At 44.1% G+C, this 15,902-nt stretch carries 16 protein-coding genes; 1 reads left to right on the top strand and 15 read right to left on the bottom strand.

Annotated features, from left to right (window positions below; translation table 11 throughout):
• Positions 1-68: 68 nt before the first annotated feature.
• The 12 genes from dnaB to BV455_RS08870 form a co-directional block, all read right to left on the bottom strand.
• Complete coding sequence (dnaB, locus tag BV455_RS08925; protein WP_026078505.1) at positions 69-1,433, bottom strand: replicative DNA helicase; 1,365 nt, start codon at positions 1,431-1,433, stop codon at positions 69-71.
• Positions 1,434-1,589: 156 nt separating this feature from the next.
• Positions 1,590-2,039 (bottom strand): 50S ribosomal protein L9, encoded by a 450-nt coding sequence (gene rplI / locus BV455_RS08920; protein ID WP_017435784.1) that lies wholly within the window; start codon positions 2,037-2,039, stop codon positions 1,590-1,592.
• A complete protein-coding gene (locus BV455_RS08915; RefSeq protein WP_017435783.1) occupies positions 2,036-4,012 on the bottom strand; it encodes a DHH family phosphoesterase in 1,977 nt (658 codons plus the stop codon). The genes rplI and BV455_RS08915 overlap by 4 nt, the downstream gene beginning before the upstream one ends.
• Before the next feature lie 46 nt (positions 4,013-4,058).
• Positions 4,059-4,985, bottom strand: a complete 927-nt coding sequence (locus BV455_RS08910; RefSeq protein ID WP_017435782.1) for a YybS family protein — start codon at positions 4,983-4,985, stop codon at positions 4,059-4,061.
• Positions 4,986-5,063: 78 nt separating this feature from the next.
• Entirely contained in the window at positions 5,064-5,300 is a 237-nt protein-coding gene (gene rpsR / locus BV455_RS08905) for a 30S ribosomal protein S18 (RefSeq protein ID WP_013401907.1), read from the bottom strand.
• A gap of 56 nt (positions 5,301-5,356) precedes the next feature.
• On the bottom strand, positions 5,357-5,851 hold the full coding sequence (gene ssb, locus BV455_RS08900; RefSeq protein ID WP_017435781.1) for a single-stranded DNA-binding protein: 495 nt from the start codon (positions 5,849-5,851) through the stop codon (positions 5,357-5,359).
• 29 nt (positions 5,852-5,880) lie between these two features.
• On the bottom strand, positions 5,881-6,168 hold the full coding sequence (gene rpsF, locus BV455_RS08895) for a 30S ribosomal protein S6 (protein WP_017435780.1): 288 nt from the start codon (positions 6,166-6,168) through the stop codon (positions 5,881-5,883).
• A 108-nt stretch (positions 6,169-6,276) separates the two neighbouring features.
• On the bottom strand, positions 6,277-7,377 hold the full coding sequence (gene ychF / locus BV455_RS08890; protein ID WP_017435779.1) for a redox-regulated ATPase YchF: 1,101 nt from the start codon (positions 7,375-7,377) through the stop codon (positions 6,277-6,279).
• A 78-nt stretch (positions 7,378-7,455) separates the two neighbouring features.
• Positions 7,456-9,468: a molybdopterin-dependent oxidoreductase gene (locus BV455_RS08885; RefSeq protein WP_218687923.1), complete on the bottom strand. Its 2,013-nt coding sequence runs from the start codon at positions 9,466-9,468 to the stop codon at positions 7,456-7,458.
• A gap of 221 nt (positions 9,469-9,689) precedes the next feature.
• Complete coding sequence (locus tag BV455_RS08880) at positions 9,690-11,258, bottom strand: IS200/IS605 family accessory protein TnpB-related protein (RefSeq protein ID WP_218687922.1); 1,569 nt, start codon at positions 11,256-11,258, stop codon at positions 9,690-9,692.
• A 242-nt stretch (positions 11,259-11,500) separates the two neighbouring features.
• Positions 11,501-11,698, bottom strand: a complete 198-nt coding sequence (locus tag BV455_RS08875) for a DUF951 domain-containing protein (RefSeq protein ID WP_017435777.1) — start codon at positions 11,696-11,698, stop codon at positions 11,501-11,503.
• Between the two features lie 21 nt (positions 11,699-11,719).
• On the bottom strand, positions 11,720-12,613 hold the full coding sequence (locus tag BV455_RS08870; protein ID WP_061579064.1) for a mechanosensitive ion channel family protein: 894 nt from the start codon (positions 12,611-12,613) through the stop codon (positions 11,720-11,722).
• A gap of 170 nt (positions 12,614-12,783) precedes the next feature.
• Here BV455_RS08870 and yyaC point away from each other — a divergent pair, with 170 nt between their 5' ends.
• Complete coding sequence (gene yyaC / locus BV455_RS08865; RefSeq protein ID WP_017435775.1) at positions 12,784-13,407, top strand: spore protease YyaC; 624 nt, start codon at positions 12,784-12,786, stop codon at positions 13,405-13,407.
• Positions 13,408-13,460: 53 nt separating this feature from the next.
• Here the strand turns inward: yyaC and BV455_RS08860 are convergent, their stop codons facing one another.
• From BV455_RS08860 to BV455_RS08850, 3 genes are read right to left on the bottom strand one after another with little or no spacing between them, the layout of a single operon-like run.
• Entirely contained in the window at positions 13,461-14,162 is a 702-nt protein-coding gene (locus BV455_RS08860) for a DUF554 domain-containing protein (protein ID WP_017435774.1), read from the bottom strand.
• A 55-nt stretch (positions 14,163-14,217) separates the two neighbouring features.
• Positions 14,218-15,078 (bottom strand): ParB/RepB/Spo0J family partition protein, encoded by an 861-nt coding sequence (locus BV455_RS08855; RefSeq protein ID WP_218687921.1) that lies wholly within the window; start codon positions 15,076-15,078, stop codon positions 14,218-14,220.
• A complete protein-coding gene (locus BV455_RS08850) occupies positions 15,071-15,832 on the bottom strand; it encodes a ParA family protein (protein ID WP_042406994.1) in 762 nt (253 codons plus the stop codon). Before BV455_RS08850 ends, BV455_RS08855 begins: the two co-directional genes overlap by 8 nt.
• Positions 15,833-15,902: the final 70 nt, after the last annotated feature.

The following is a 15,902-nucleotide window of genomic DNA, read 5'->3' as shown; positions in this document are numbered from 1 at the left end:
GTATTTTAAAAGCATTGTCCGATAAAATAATGAAGAAGGTGTCAGTGAAAAATGACACCTTCTTTTCGTTACGCCCCTGGCGGAATTTGCGCATCATCAAAACGGCGTTCTAGGTTTACGAACTTATTGTATTCCTTAATAAAGGCAAGCTGCACTGTCCCGACCGGACCATTGCGCTGTTTAGCAATGATAATTTCAATAATATTCTTGTTCTCCGAATCTTTATTGTAATAGTCGTCGCGGTATAAAAAGGCGACAATGTCTGCATCTTGCTCAATGCTTCCCGATTCGCGGATATCGGACATCATCGGCCGCTTATCTTGGCGCTGCTCGACACTTCGCGACAGCTGTGATAACGCGATAACCGGCACTTCTAATTCACGGGCTAACGCCTTTAAAGAGCGGGAGATTTCGGAAACTTCCTGCTGACGGTTTTCCCTGTTTCTGCCGCTTCCTTGAATAAGCTGCAAGTAGTCGATCACTATCATGCCGAGTCCGCTTTCTTGCTTTAGGCGGCGGCATTTGGCGCGAATATCGCTGACGCGGATGCTTGGCGTATCATCAATATAAATGCCGGCGTTCGATAAACTGCCCATTGCCATCGTAAGCTTTCCCCAGTCTTCCGGGGTCAGTTTTCCTGTCCGCAAATTTTGCGCGTTAATATTTCCTTCTGCGCATAACATCCGCATCACTAATTGCTGGGCGCTCATTTCCAAACTAAAAATCGCGACGTTTTCATTCGTTTTTGTCGCTACGTTTTGCGCAATATTTAAGGCAAATGCCGTTTTTCCTACGGAAGGGCGAGCCGCGACAATAATAAAATCGCTGCGCTGAAATCCCGACGTCATGCGGTCGAGCTCGGTAAATCCGGTCGGGATCCCCGTTACTTCGCCTTTTCGGTTATGAAGCATTTCAATATTATCATACGTCTGCACAAGAACATCCTTAATATTTTTAAATGTTCCCGAATGTTTCCGCTGCGAAATCTCCATGATTTTCCGCTCTGCTTCATCAAGCAAAACGTCCACTTCATCTTCTCTTGTGTAGCCGTCTTGCGCAATCGATGAAGCGGTGCGAATCAAGCGGCGCAGCACCGATTTTTCTTCCACGATGCGCGCATAATATTCAACGTTGGCTGCCGTCGGCACCGAATCAGCAAGCTCACTTAAATACGAGACGCCGCCGACTTCTTCCAATTGCTGTGTATCAGCGAGCTCGGCCGTCACTGTAACTAAATCGACTGGTTCTCCTTTATCGGCGACACGAAGCATCGCATGGAAAATTTTTTGATGGGCAGCGCGATAAAAATCTTCCGGAATTAAAATTTCCGAGGCCAGCGTTAAAGCGGAAGGATCAAGAAATACGGCTCCGAGCACAGCTTGTTCCGCTTCAATGCTTTGCGGAGGAATCCGTTCCGAAAATAGTTCGCTCATGCCTTTCACCACCTTTTCCCCCGTTTTTCCTGTCATAAGAAAAATGTGATTATATGAGGAAAAACTCCCCATAAAATCACATTTATTCTCATGTATCCTAATATACTGCTTCCTTTTCCGCTGAAAACGAAACAGAATTGGTCAACGACTACACCGTTATTTCTGTTCTGTCACATGCACCTTTAATGTCGCTGTAACTTCCGGGTGCAGTTTGACAGGCACATTCGTATACCCCAGGGAACGAATGGCATCCTCGAGTTCGATTTTGCGCTTATCGATTTTGATATTGTGCTGAGATTGCAGCGCTTCGGCAATCTGCTTGCTTGTAATCGATCCGAATAAACGGCCGCCTTCTCCGGCTTTCGCCGCTAATTGCACCGTAATTTGTTCTAGCTGTTCTTTCAACTGCTTTGCCTTTGCCAACTCCTCTTCCGCCTGGCGCTGTTCTTTCCGTTTTTGCGCTTCTAGAGCCTTGATGTTTGCCGGCGTTGCCTCAATGGCAAGCCCTTGTTTAAAAAGGAAATTGTTTGCATATCCGTCCGCAACGTTTTTAATTTCTCCTTTTTTCCCTTTTCCTTTGACATCTTTTAGAAAAATCACTTTCATGACGGTTTACCTCCTTCTAAATAGTCATCAATCGCGGCGCGCAATTGCTGTTCCGCCTCTTCGATGGTGATATCGGAAAGCTGGGCAGCAGCATTCGTTAAATGCCCACCGCCTCCTAAGCGTTCCATAATCAATTGCACATTGATGTCTCCTAACGAACGGGCGCTAATGCCAATCGTCTGATCCGCCCGCTTCGAGATCACAAACGAAGCGATAACTCCGCTTAAAGTAAGCAGCGTATCGGCCGTCTGCGCAATCAACACCTGATCATATGTTTCGTTTGGATCTCCTTTGGCGATAGCGATGCCCCTTGAATCAATGGATGCATTTTCAATCATTTTCGCCCGTTTAACGTAATTGGTGATGCTTTCTTTTAACAATTTTTGCACTAACACGGTATCCGCGCCTTGCGCGCGTAAATAAGAAGCGGCGTCAAACGTCCGCGAACCGGTGCGAAACGTAAAGCTTTTTGTATCGACGACAATTCCCGCTAGAAGCGCTGTCGCCTCGAGCATTGTCAATTTCAACCGTTTTGGCTGATATTCCAATAACTCTGTCACCAGCTCAGAAGTAGAAGACGCATACGGTTCCATATAGACGAGAATCGGCGCATCAATAAACTCTTCACCCCGGCGATGATGGTCAATGACGACGATATGGTCGGTGCGATACAATAATCTCTCTTCGACCACTAACGAAGGACGGTGCGTATCGACAACAATTAGCAGCGTATCTTCCGTCACTAACTCCAGCCCTTGCTCCGGCTTAATACATCTTGACCATAGCTCCGAATGTGTTTTTAATTCTTCTATTAAGCGTTGGGCTCCAGCATCCGTTTTCGCTGTATCAATCACGATATATCCTTCTTTTTGATTAGACTGGACGACTTTTAAAATTCCGATCGCGGCGCCAAGCGCATCCATATCCGGATATTTATGCCCCATAATCAGCACTTTGTCGCTTCCCGCAATTAACTCTCTAAGCGCATGGGAAATGACGCGGGCGCGGACCCTTGTACGTTTTTCCATTGGATTCGTCTTGCCGCCGTAAAATTTTACTTTTCCGTTCCCTTGTTTAATGGCCACTTGGTCGCCGCCGCGGCCCAATGCTAAATCTAAACTGGATTGGGCTAACGCTCCTAATTCTGGGAGCGACGATACACCGGTACCAACTCCAATACTTAACGTCAACTGGACGTTATATTTCATCGTCTGTTCGCGAACTTCATCCAAAATCGAAAACTTGCTTTTTTCCAATTGCTCGAGAATATGCTCATTAAGGACGGCGATAAACCGGTCCGAAGAGGTGCGTTTCAAAAATATGCCATAATCATTGGCCCATTGGTTCAATATCGATGTCACATGGCTGTTCATCTGGCTTTTTGCTTGATCGTCCATTCCTTGTGTAATTTCGTCGTAATTGTCAAGGAAAATAATTGCCAATACTAATCGTTCCGCTTCATATCGTTTTTGCAACTCCACTTGCTCTGTGACATCGAAGAAGTAAAGAAGCTTCTCTTCCCGACGAATGACGACTTTAAATTGTTTTCCATGGATATTGATAATTTCTTCATTGGCCTGCCCCTGTTTCACAAAAGCGACCAATGAATCCGCAAGATCATATAATGAATAACCGACTAATGTCTGCTCTTTAAAACAGGAGGCTAAAAATTGATTCGCCCATTCTACCTTATAGTCATCATTAATCAGCATAATGCCAATCGGCATTTCCATTAACGCTTCTTCGCCGACTTTTTTAATTCGATACGACAAATTAGAAATATATTGTTCCAACTCCGCATATAATGATCGCTGTGAATGAATCACATAATAAAGTACAAATCCAAGGAGCAACAAGCTGACTATCCCTAAAATCCATTGAAAATAAAGCAAGCAGATGGCAAATGCAGCCGATAACAAAATAAAGATATATAAGGGATAGCGATACGCCTTCCTTTCATAAAAATGAGACATTCAAGTCAGCTCCTACACCAAAAAAATAATCTACCTTATCTAATAATTATATGCGTTTTCGCAAATCAAATCCTAAATCAATTATACCTAATATTGCGATAAGATAAAGTAGAAAAGGCAGGAATAAGCAGAAGACCGTTCCACCAATGACCATCCCTTTTGGAATATTCTTTTTATTCGCCACATGATACAAAAAGGAAAATCCTTGCACCATCAAAAGCAGCTGCAATACATAATATACGTTTAAAATAGCGATATAGGCAAACGTTCCTTTTTCGAATGGAATAAAAGATAGGGCTAACACCAATACATAAATCCATAACAAGCCTTTTGGCAGCGTTACATCCCGAAACGGCGGCCATGTGCCGACCGGCAGTTTCAATCGTTTTAAAACTGGAACAGAAACGATGATCGTTATGTAAGCAAACAAAAAAGAGGCAAGGACAAACAATGTAGGAACGATATATTTTACCAGTTCCAATCCTTGTTTAAATTGTTCCTGCAACTGCGGCGACGGCTCCTGCCCCATCCCTTTCATCATTTTCATCGCAGTGTCAAATGATTGGCGAAATGTGGAGATCGTTTCCTGAATGATATCCATCTGCAAAAATTTTACGGAGATGGCATAATCAACGACTATGTTAATAAGAAATATAAGCGCGCTGATCAGTAAAATCATATGACGGCTTTTATTTTTGGCAAGCATTCCCCCAATCGCAATCCCTGCTGTTCCAAACATTAACGCCACCGGCAAGGAAAACAGCGAGCCAATCAACATAGAAATAATCAGCGAAGCAGCAAGCAACAACAGCGCATAAGCATAACCATGCCTTATCGTAAAAATAATAAACGGCAGCGCCAAAAACAATGTCGCAATTACCCCGATAAGCGGCACGTATAAAGCAATCAAAAATAACACTGCAAACAAGGCTAACTGAATGGCCGCCTCCGTGATCATATATGTCTTGCGCACCAATCATTCCCCCTTTCTGTAATACAACTATAAACATAGAAAAAGCAGTAAGGACAATCCCCCTTACTGCTTTTTTTCTTATTCGTCTGCTACATATGGTAATAACGCCATTTGCCGAGCGCGTTTAATCGCAACAGTCAATTTGCGTTGATATTTTGCGCTTGTTCCTGTCACACGGCGAGGTAAAATTTTGCCGCGTTCGGAAATGAATTTTTTCAGCAAATCGACATCTTTATAGTCAATATGCGTAATTCCGTTCGCCGTGAAATAGCATACTTTCCGACGTTTTGCACGTCCGCCTTTGCGTCCTGCCATTTCATATCCTCCTTTCCTTTTCTCCTTTATCCGATCAAAACACCTTTTGCTTGCAACTAAAACGGCAAATCATCATCCGAAATATCGATCGGTTGACCGTCGTTGGCAAAAGGATCTTCATCTATGCGACTAAAATCTCTTTCATTCGGATTGCGATGGTTCTGATCTGGTCCAAATGGGAATGGCTCCCCAAAGTAGCCGCCTGTTGCCGTCCCACGCTGTTCAGTGCTACTTTTCGGTTCAAGAAATTGGACGCTATCAGCAACCACTTCCGTTACATATACACGTCTTCCGTCTTGACCTTCATAGCTACGGGTCTGTAAACGGCCATCGACTCCGGCTAAACTTCCTTTTTTTAAGAAATTCGCAACATTCTCCGCTTGACGTCGCCAAACGACACAGTTAATAAAATCTGCTTCCCGTTCGCCTTGCTGATTGGTAAACGGGCGATTGACAGCAAGCGTAAACGTAGCAACAGCCACCCCACTTGGAGTATAGCGTAATTCCGGATCTCTCGTTAATCTCCCAACGAGAATTACGCGGTTAATCATCAGAACCACCTCTTTAACATGGAAAAAAATTATTCTTCTTCTTTCACGACGATATGACGGATAATATCTTCGTTGATGCGCGCTAAACGGTCAAACTCTTGCACCGCTTTTGGCTCAGACACGACATTAATAATCATGTAATGGCCGTCACGGTATTTTTTAATTTCATATGCTAAGCGGCGTTTGCCCCAATCCGTCACATTTGTAATTTCCGCACCATTTTCTTTTAAAATAGTATTGAAACGTTCTACTAGAGCTTGTCTTGCTTCTTCGTCCATATTTGGGCGGATGATGTACATGATTTCGTATTTTCTCACGTTCGTCACCTCCTTTTGGTCTAAACGGCCCTTTCGATAAAGGGCAAGGAGCAATAAAACATTACTCACGTTTTTTGATTATATCATGGCGTGGAAGGATAAGCAATATTAAACATTAAAGCGGAAATAAATAATATCGCCATCCTGCACTTCGTAATCTTTTCCTTCGAGGCGGATTTTTCCGGCTTCGCGTGCCGCTGCCATCGATCCCGCCGCCACTAAATCTTCATAGGAAACCGTTTCGGCGCGAATAAACCCGCGTTCAAAATCGGAGTGAATAATTCCTGCGCACTCCGGTGCTTTCATGCCTTTCCGGAACGTCCAGGCCCGCACTTCTTGTTCCCCTGCGGTGAAAAATGTCGCCAGGCCAAGTAAGCTGTACGATGCGCGAATTAATTGGTCGAGTCCTGATTGTTCAATGCCAAGCTCTTGTAAAAACAGCTCTTTTTCCTCATCGTCCAATTGCGCGATTTCCTCTTCAATTTTTGCACATACGACAATGACTTCCGCATTGTCGCTTTTCGCAAATTCGCGGACTTGCTGCACAAACGGATTGCTGTTTGGATCCGCCACGTCTTCTTCACCGACGTTAGCTACATATAACATTGGTTTAATCGTTAATAAATGAAGCTGCTTTACCACTTTCATTTCTTCTTCTGTAAAGGAAAGCGTACGCGCCGGTTTTCCAGCCTCAAACGTTTCTTTTAAGCGCAATAAAATATCATATTCAAAAGCGGCATCCTTATCTTTTTGTTTGGCGATTTTGCCGACGCGGTCGATCCGTTTATCCACCGTTTCCAAGTCGGCGAAAATTAGCTCTAAATTGATCGTTTCAATATCCGCAAGCGGATCGACTTTTCCCGCTACATGGGTGATATTTTCATCCGTAAAACAGCGGACAACTTGGCAGATCGCATCAACTTGGCGAATGTGCGATAAAAATTTATTGCCAAGCCCTTCTCCTTTGCTTGCCCCTTTCACGATGCCAGCAATATCAGTAAATTCGAACACTGTCGGTACCGTACGCTTCGGCTTGAACATTTCCGTCAACACTTTTAGCCGTTCATCCGGCACTTCGACAATGCCGACGTTTGGCTCGATTGTACAGAAAGGATAATTGGCAGACTCTGCTCCTGCCTTTGTAATCGCATTAAACAGCGTCGATTTCCCGACGTTTGGCAACCCAACAATTCCTGCTGTTAACCCCATAATTTCCACTCCTCTTTTCCGTTCACATCTTTCCTCATTATAGTGAGTCCAAAAGAAAATGACAAGCGCCTTCGTGCGCTAGTCATTTTCCACCTTTTCAATATCGACTAAACAGTCGTATAACGTGCTGCCGCGTCCGTTGTCCGATTCGCGGTCCGATGTTAACACATTGACCGCACCGCCAAACTTCGCCCATTGTCCTTCATCAATATTGATCGTTTTTGGATGCGCTTTGGCAAGGATTTTTACCGTTCCTATTAATTCGCCGCGGTCGTTGAACACCCTTGCCTTGTCCCCTTCTGACAGTCCTTTTTCTTCCGCAACATCTTTTGCCACTTCAATTTTCACCGTTTGAATCGCCCCGACAAGATGATAATGCTGCGAGTGATTGGAACGAAGCGGGTGAATGGTCAACAAACGGTACGGATATTTTTTCGCTAATAACGGATTCGCTATTTCCGATTCGGCTGGATACATGATTTGCAGCTTGCCATTCATTCCCTTTTGCTTCGCTAATGCGGAAGTAAACTCATATTTGCCGCTTGGCGTTTGGAAACGGTAATCGCTCCATGGGACAGGCTGAACTGGGAGAAGCAGATGCTTTTCCGCTTTCAGCCGTTCGAGCGTGATTCCGTATCGTTCCAACGACTTTAACCCCATTTTTAAAAACTCTTCCCTTGTGTAAGCAAAATCAGCGCCAAAACCAAGCCGTTTCGCCAGCTCCGTCCAAATCCAAAGATCGGATTTTGCCTCACCCGGCGGTTCGACGAGCTTTGGCCCATAGTTGACATAAGCGTGGTACATGGACGAATAATAAATATCTTCTTCTTCAAATACCGTTGTTACCGGAAATACATAATCGGCCAGCTCTGCCGTATCGGTCATGAATTGTTCGAATACAACGACCGTGTCCACGGACTGGAACGCCTTTTTCACTAAGTTCGTGTTCGGCACTTGTGTAAGCGGATTGCCGCATGTCACAATAATCATCTTAATATCCGGGTTTGTCGCCTGTAAAATTCCTTCCGCCTGCTTCATCATCGTAAACGTGCGGGAAACTGTTTTTCGTTCTGGAAGCGCGAGCGCGGCAATGTCAAAACATTGACCGACTTGCAGATTGCCAAAGTTCGCCCCGCCCCCCGGAATGCCGATATTGCCGCTTATCGCTACCAGCGCGTCAATCCAACGAATCGTGTTGCCGCCATTGGCATATCGCTGCATGCCAAGCCCTAAATAGGTCGCAGTTGGACGATTTCCGTAAATAACGGCTAATTGCGTCATCACGCCGCGATCTACTTCAGTAAGCCGCTCAATTTTTTCCATCGTTATGCTTTCCAGCACCGCTTCGACATCGGCAAACCCAACGGTATGCTGTTCAATAAATGTGCGGTCTTCCAAACCTAGGCGCAGCATTTCCTTAATAATTCCCATCGCTAAAAATGCGTCCATCCCCGGTTTGACCGATATATACATATCGGCGATTTGCGCCGTTTGCTGGAACAGCGGATCAATGACGATGATTTTTGTCCCTCGTTTTTTTGCGGCGAGAAGATGCTGAAATAAATGCATATTTGTCCGCGCCACATTCCGCCCCCAAATAACAACGTGGCGGCTGTTTTGAATATCTTCCGGAGCGTGGCTATACGAATTGCCGAAATCCCACGTTTGCGCTTCAATGCCGGAGCCCCAGCATAAGCTGCCCGTCAGTTCGGTTACGCCGCCGTAGCAGTTAAAAAAGCGCTGATCCAAATTTTTCAACAATCCATTATTAGCGTAATCATGGCTATGGAGGACCGCGGTCGTCCCGTAACATTCCTTGATTTCCCGCATTTTTTCCGCCACTTCATCGAGCGCTTGCTCCCATGAAATACGGATAAACTGGCCATTAACCTTTTTTAACGGATACAAAAGGCGCTCGCTTGAATTCGTCCGCTCTTTGAGCATACGGCCGCGGGAGCAAATTTTTCCTTGCGTAATCGGATGTGTTTCATCCCCGTCCACTTTTTCCACTTTTCCATTCTGAATGGTCACTTTTAATCCGCACACATCCCAGCAATTTAACGGGCACGATGTGACGCGCGTTTCTTCCATGACTCTCCTGGTTACTAAAATCTATAAAAATCAACTTATCGCGATGGAACCAGGAAACATCGCTTACCGCTCAGGAAACCCCTGAGTTCCATCAGGAAGGGAATCCCCTTGTCATTCACCTGCTGTGAAAGACACCCCGTGGATCGCTGTCAGCGACGGCGCCTGCCGTGTACCATTCCTTCCATCGGTCAGTACACGACAACGATTTTAGTAACCAGGTCCTACACCTCCCTCAGTTGAATTTGGTACTGGTTCAGCCAACAAAATTTATGCAACACATTCCATAATGACCATTCATGTTCCTCTTTAAAGTTCTCTATCTTTTTTAATATCATCCCTAGATATTGTCGTTGTTTCGTTCCGCTTTTTGATTGCTTGTAGGATTCTTCCATCGACCCTAACACGGCAATCAAATGGCGTTTCACTTTCGTTTTTATGGTGTCCATGAGTTCTTTTGGCAATCGTTCCTGATACCCTAATCCCCGTCTGCCAATCACCAAAGCGGCGCTTTCATGGACGGATAAACCGTATTTCTTCATATACTTGAAACGTCCGATGACACTGGTATACGCCGGATTCACTTTTTTGACGCGAAACCCAAGCCGCATCCCCCGGCGAATGATGGTATCAGTCAGTTTTTTCTTTTTGAAATGATGTGTCAAGCGATTGAATCGTTTGTCCGTATCGTGCTGCTGTCTTAGTTGAATGTTTTCGATGACCACTGCCCCGACATTTTCTTGCATCAGCCAGTCATATACATCGCGCACCGTTTCACCAATGAGGTTATTTCTCTTATTCGCTCTTACGTATTCCAGTTCATGGCAGTAAAATACCTTTGATTGAAGAAAGTTTCCCTGTTTCGAAACGATGCTTACGGCGATGCGGTCAATGTTGATATCCATCCCAGCGATTCGTTCCGCTTGAATTGGTTCATCATAGGCAAGTTCCCTGCCATATACCTCTTCTTCATAGATGAGATGAACATAATATTCCCCGTTTTTGCGTTTGATTTCGACGGTGTATGGTTGATATTCGATGATCGGCTTGCCTTTTGCATTCACTCCGACTTGTTCTCCCATGACGAGATCCATGATTTCCTCTTCATATTTTTCAGGAACAGACACAGGGAATCGTAAGCGGGGAGCGTGTTTCCCTTCTCGTTGTCCAAGTGGATTGGCGATTTCTACATAACATTGGTACGTCTTGTCGTCATAGGTGAGGCGAATATTCAAATTTCCTTTTTTGCTTTTATCGCCTCTGGCGTACAACTGATTCGAGCGCAAATCTTTCCATTCTTCGTTCGTGATTTTTCCTTTCAAGCGCTTATAAAAGTTCTCTTTTCCACCAAAAATCACACGTGGAATCGTCCCTTGGTCGAGATGGTGCTTTAGCTCAGCTTCTTTGGATTTCCATTTTTCTAATCGTCGCTGTAATCCATCTAAACATGTTGGAAGATCGACATTCTTTGGTGTTTTTCTTCCATGTTGGTATTCATCGATTTTCTTTTCGGTTTTTTCGATTTTCGCCTTCACATCCTCCAAGCGCATGGGAAGCAACTCACGTTGGGAAGAAATCAGCGATTGAGCAAGCAGGACCGCGTCTTCTGCATACCGTTTGTTGAGCCGAAATTGGTGCGGAAGGTGCTTGATGATGTCTTTTGCGTTCCTTCCCTCCAGCAAACGGTTGAATGCGTATCGCTTCGCGGAACAAAAGACGCGCATTAATTCATCCAATGAACGAAGTTGCGATTCGTCATGAGAAACGATTTTCATCACTCGAACCGTTTTCATCCCCTTGCCTTCCCCCTATGTTTGGATCCTTTAGAACATATATTCGCCAACTCTTCTTCATTTCCTTTTTACATGAGGAAGGAGGAGATGATTTTTTATCATCAGACAAGAGACGATGGAAAAGATGGAGAACATCCGTCTCTTTACGTCCAATAACAGGAGATATTTACATGATTTCATACATTTTTATAGATGTTTAACAAACTACTTATACCTCCCTTTATAGAAAGAGCATGAGGGAACTACTCCTCATGCTTCACCAGCACTTTTTTCAGCTTTCTTACAAACTCTTTGCGCGGAAGAAGCACGCTATGGGCACAGCCTTCGCATTTGATGCGGATATCCGCGCCTAAACGGATGACTTTCCAGCGGTTCGTGCCGCACGGATGCGGCTTTTTCATTTCTACGATATCATATAATCCAAATTCTTTATTTTCCATTGGCTCACCCCCGTCTTTTGTTTAGGCGTTTTCTTTGACTTGCTGAACAGATTGTTTTTCTTGCTCATTGCGATTATGAAGAACGAGGCGTGGATATGGAATTTCGATTCCCTTTTCATCTAAATGCATTTTTACCTCTTTTCGAATCGCTCTTGCCACAGAAACATGACGCATCGGTTTCGTTTCGCAGACGATGCGCAGCACTACTTCAGAACTAGCTAAATTTTGCACGCCCAACAATTCAGGCGGAGCAACCATGTCTTCGTATTTTGCCGGCAATTGCGGCAGCAGTTCGCGAATCGCTTCTTCTACTTTTTCAATATCCTCTTCATACGCAATGCTGACATCGACTACAGCAACGCTATTGTTGAGGGAGTAGTTTGTCACTTGCGTAATGCTTCCGTTTGGCAAAATGTGAATTTCTCCCGTCCAGCTTTTAATTTTCGTTACCCGCAAACCGATTGCCTCTACATATCCTTCAAAATTGCCGATGCGCACATAGTCTCCTACCGCAAACTGATCTTCAAAAATAATAAAAAATCCGGTAATGATATCCTTTACTAAACTTTGCGCGCCAAAACCGACAGCAAGTCCGACAATTCCGGCGCCCGCCAAAATCGCTTGTACTTTCGCTCCCAACGTATCTAAAATCATAATCAACGCAATAAAATATAATACATACTTAATCACATTATCGAGGAGCCTTAACAATGTTGCTTCCCGCCGCTCGGAAATGCGGATCGGCGCCTTTTGCCGCACTTTGAAAATATTATGGACAGCTACTCTCAACACTTTTTTGGCAACGACGCATAACAATAAAATCAAAATGATTTTTAATGTTCCTGCCCCTAAATTGACCCAAAACTCCTCATTTGTGACAAATCCAAACAACCGATCCTTTTTTACTATATCCAATGTTGTCTACACCTCTGCATCATTTTTCGCTTTATATCATTATTTATTTTAACAAGATTATCAATCAATTTGTACTAATAAACGTATAAAACAAGACACCTATATGTATATCATGTTCGTTTTTTCCGTATACTGTTAATACTTTGAATGGGAAACCGGGAGTGAATCAAATGAGCATACCATCTATTTTTTTCTCTTCGAAAGATGAGAGGGAACGTATTTTTCATGATGAGCAAGGGGCTTCCACACTAATCGCGCTGCGGCTTATTTCATTGCTTCCTGATCGGTTATCGCAGCCTGCCGCCATTGTTTGCATCGGAACAGACCGTTCGACAGGAGATTCGCTTGGGCCGCTTGTTGGCACCATGCTGCAAGAAAAAACTCTTTCCCACTTTCACGTATATGGAACGTTGGAAGAGCCAATCCATGCCGTTAATCTGGAAGAAAAAATCAACGCTATTCGCTCCATTCATCATGATGCATTTATGATTGCCATCGATGCCTGCTTAGGACGGCTGAAAAGCGTCGGCGCAATCACGATCGCGAAAGGCCCGGTACGGCCTGGAGCCGGGGTCAATAAGCAGCTTCCTCCTGTCGGCGATATCCATATTACAGGAGTAGTCAATGTCAGCGGCTTTATGGAATTTTTCGTTTTGCAAAACACCCGCCTCCATCTCGTGATGAACATGGCGAAAACGATTGCCAACGGCATTTACGAAGCCGACCAACAGTTAAGCCGGAAAAAGTTTTTGACAAATACAACATTCGCTAAAGATCATCGTCATCCATTGTAACCGTTTATAACCAATCCCCTCTTTGTTGCGATACACAAGAAGGGGTGTTTTTTTTAAAAAAAGTAAATAATGGAAACCGCAAAAGCAGTAACGATAATGCTAGGGAGCAGGTTGGCGACTCGTATGTTGGTAATGCCGAGCATATTCAAGCCAATTGCAATAATTAAAATTCCTCCTGTTGCCGTCGATTCAGCAATGAACGAATCGACAATTTCTTTTGGCACCCATCGTTCAATTTGGGTAGCGAGCAGCGCGATGCCCCCTTCATAGATCATGACAGGAATCGCGGAAAAAATAACGCCAATTCCAAGCGTTGTCGTTAAAATAATGCTTGCAAAGCCATCCAAAATTGATTTCGTATACAGGACGCGATGGTCTCCGCGCAATCCGCTGTCAAGCGCCCCGACAATCGCCATGGCGCCGATGACAAATAACAAAGTGGCGCTGACAAATCCCTTTGCGATATTTCCTTGTTGATTTCCTCCTACCTTTTTCTCCACCCATTTACCAAGCTGATTCAGCTTTTTATCCCAATCCCATATTTCGCCTAGCACGCCGCCAAGGACAAGGCTGAAAATAACAATAAGAAATTGTTCACTTTTCATCCCCATTTGAATTCCCAGCAGCGCCACCGCCAGGCCGATTCCTCCCATCACTGTTGCCTTTACTTGCTCAGGAATACGGTGGAATAGTTTTCCTAACAATGACCCTATTGCGATGCATATTCCGTTAACAATGGTCCCTAACAGTACCATGGCGAGTTTCCTCCTAAATAATAAAAAAATAAACCATCGTCATATGATGGCCGCTCTATTCATCCAATCGCACATCCAATAACTCTAGTATTCTTTCTAAATCTTCCGAGGAAAAAAACTCGATTTCGATCTTCCCCTTTTTTCTCGTTTGCTTAATCGTTACATTCGTCCCTAACTTTTCCCGTAATAATGACTCGCTTTCCTTCAAAAAAACGCTTTTTTCCACTGGTTTCCGTTTTAATGTTTCACGTGGAACATTTTGATTGATTTGCTGAATGAGTTTCTCCAATTGACGGACATTCAGCTGTTCACGAATCACGCACTCAACAACCGATTTCATCTTATTTTTCTGCTTTAATCCTAACAGAGCCCGTCCGTGCCCCATCGACAGCGTTCCATTCATAATCAGCTTTTGTATATCCTTCGGCAATGACAATAAGCGCAGATGGTTAGCGATATGAGGTCTGCTTTTTCCCAAGCGGCTGGCAATCTCTTCTTGGGTAAGCTGCAGCTTTTCCATCAGCATTTTATAGGCTGTTGCCTCTTCAATCGGATTTAAATCTTCCCGCTGCAAATTTTCCAACAAAGCAAATTCCATCATTTGCTGGTCGGTCAGTTCGCGCACGACCACCGGAACAGTTTGTAAATTTGCTTCTTTGGCAGCGCGATACCGCCGTTCCCCTACAACGATTTCAAACCCTTTTATCGTCTTGCGGACGATCAGCGGCTGCAGTATTCCGTGCTGCAAAATCGACTGTTTTAATTCTTCAATCGCTTCCGGCTGGAATGTTTTTCTTGGCTGGTAAGGATTCGGATATAGATCGTGAATGCTCACTTCTTGAATGATTTCCTCTTTTCCTGCTAAAGCCAAATGAGAAAATAGCGCATCAATGCCTTTGCCAAGACCTTTAGCCACGCTCTAGCACCTCCTTCGCCAATTCTAAATACACTTGTGCTCCCCGCGACTTTACGTCGTACAAAATAATTGGTTTTCCATGGCTTGGCGCTTCGCTTAGCCGGACATTTCTCGGAATAATCGTGTTATATACTTTTTCGCGGAAGTATTTTTTTACCTCCTGAATGACTTGAATGCCTAAATTCGTACGGGCGTCCAGCATCGTTAACAAAACGCCTTCAAGACGCAAATCATGATTTAAATGTTTTTGGACAAGCCGGATGGTATTCAATAGCTGGCTCAGCCCCTCAAGCGCATAATATTCGCATTGTACAGGAATAAGAACGGAATTCGCCGCTGTTAACGCATTTAGCGTTAATAATCCCAACGAAGGAGGGCAATCGATAATAATAAAGTCGTATATTTCCCGTAAAGGTTCAAGTGCATTTTTTAAGCGGATTTCTCGGGAAATGACCGATACAAGCTCAATTTCTGCTCCTGCCAGTTGAATGGTCGCCGGAATGATATGTAAATTTTCAATATTGGTTGGTCTTATGACATCTTTCGCTTTTAAATCGCCGATAATGACATTATAAATGCATTCATCGACATCCCCTTTTTCAATTCCGATCCCACTTGTTGCATTGCCCTGCGGGTCTACATCTACTAATAATACTTTTTTTCCAATATGCGCTAAACAAGCGGCCAAATTAACCGCTGTTGTCGTTTTTCCGACTCCGCCTTTCTGGTTTGCAATTGCAATTACTTTGCCCACGATGCCACCTACCTCTAATTCGTACTCATATTGTCTATTTTATCATGAAACAAGTAAAATGAACTTGTTT

This window comes from Parageobacillus caldoxylosilyticus (assembly GCF_019272935.1).
Taxonomy (GTDB): Bacteria; Bacillota; Bacilli; order Bacillales; family Anoxybacillaceae; genus Saccharococcus; species Saccharococcus caldoxylosilyticus.
The sequence above is the reverse complement of the archived record's forward strand: the minus strand, read 5'-3'. Positions and strand labels throughout refer to the sequence as shown.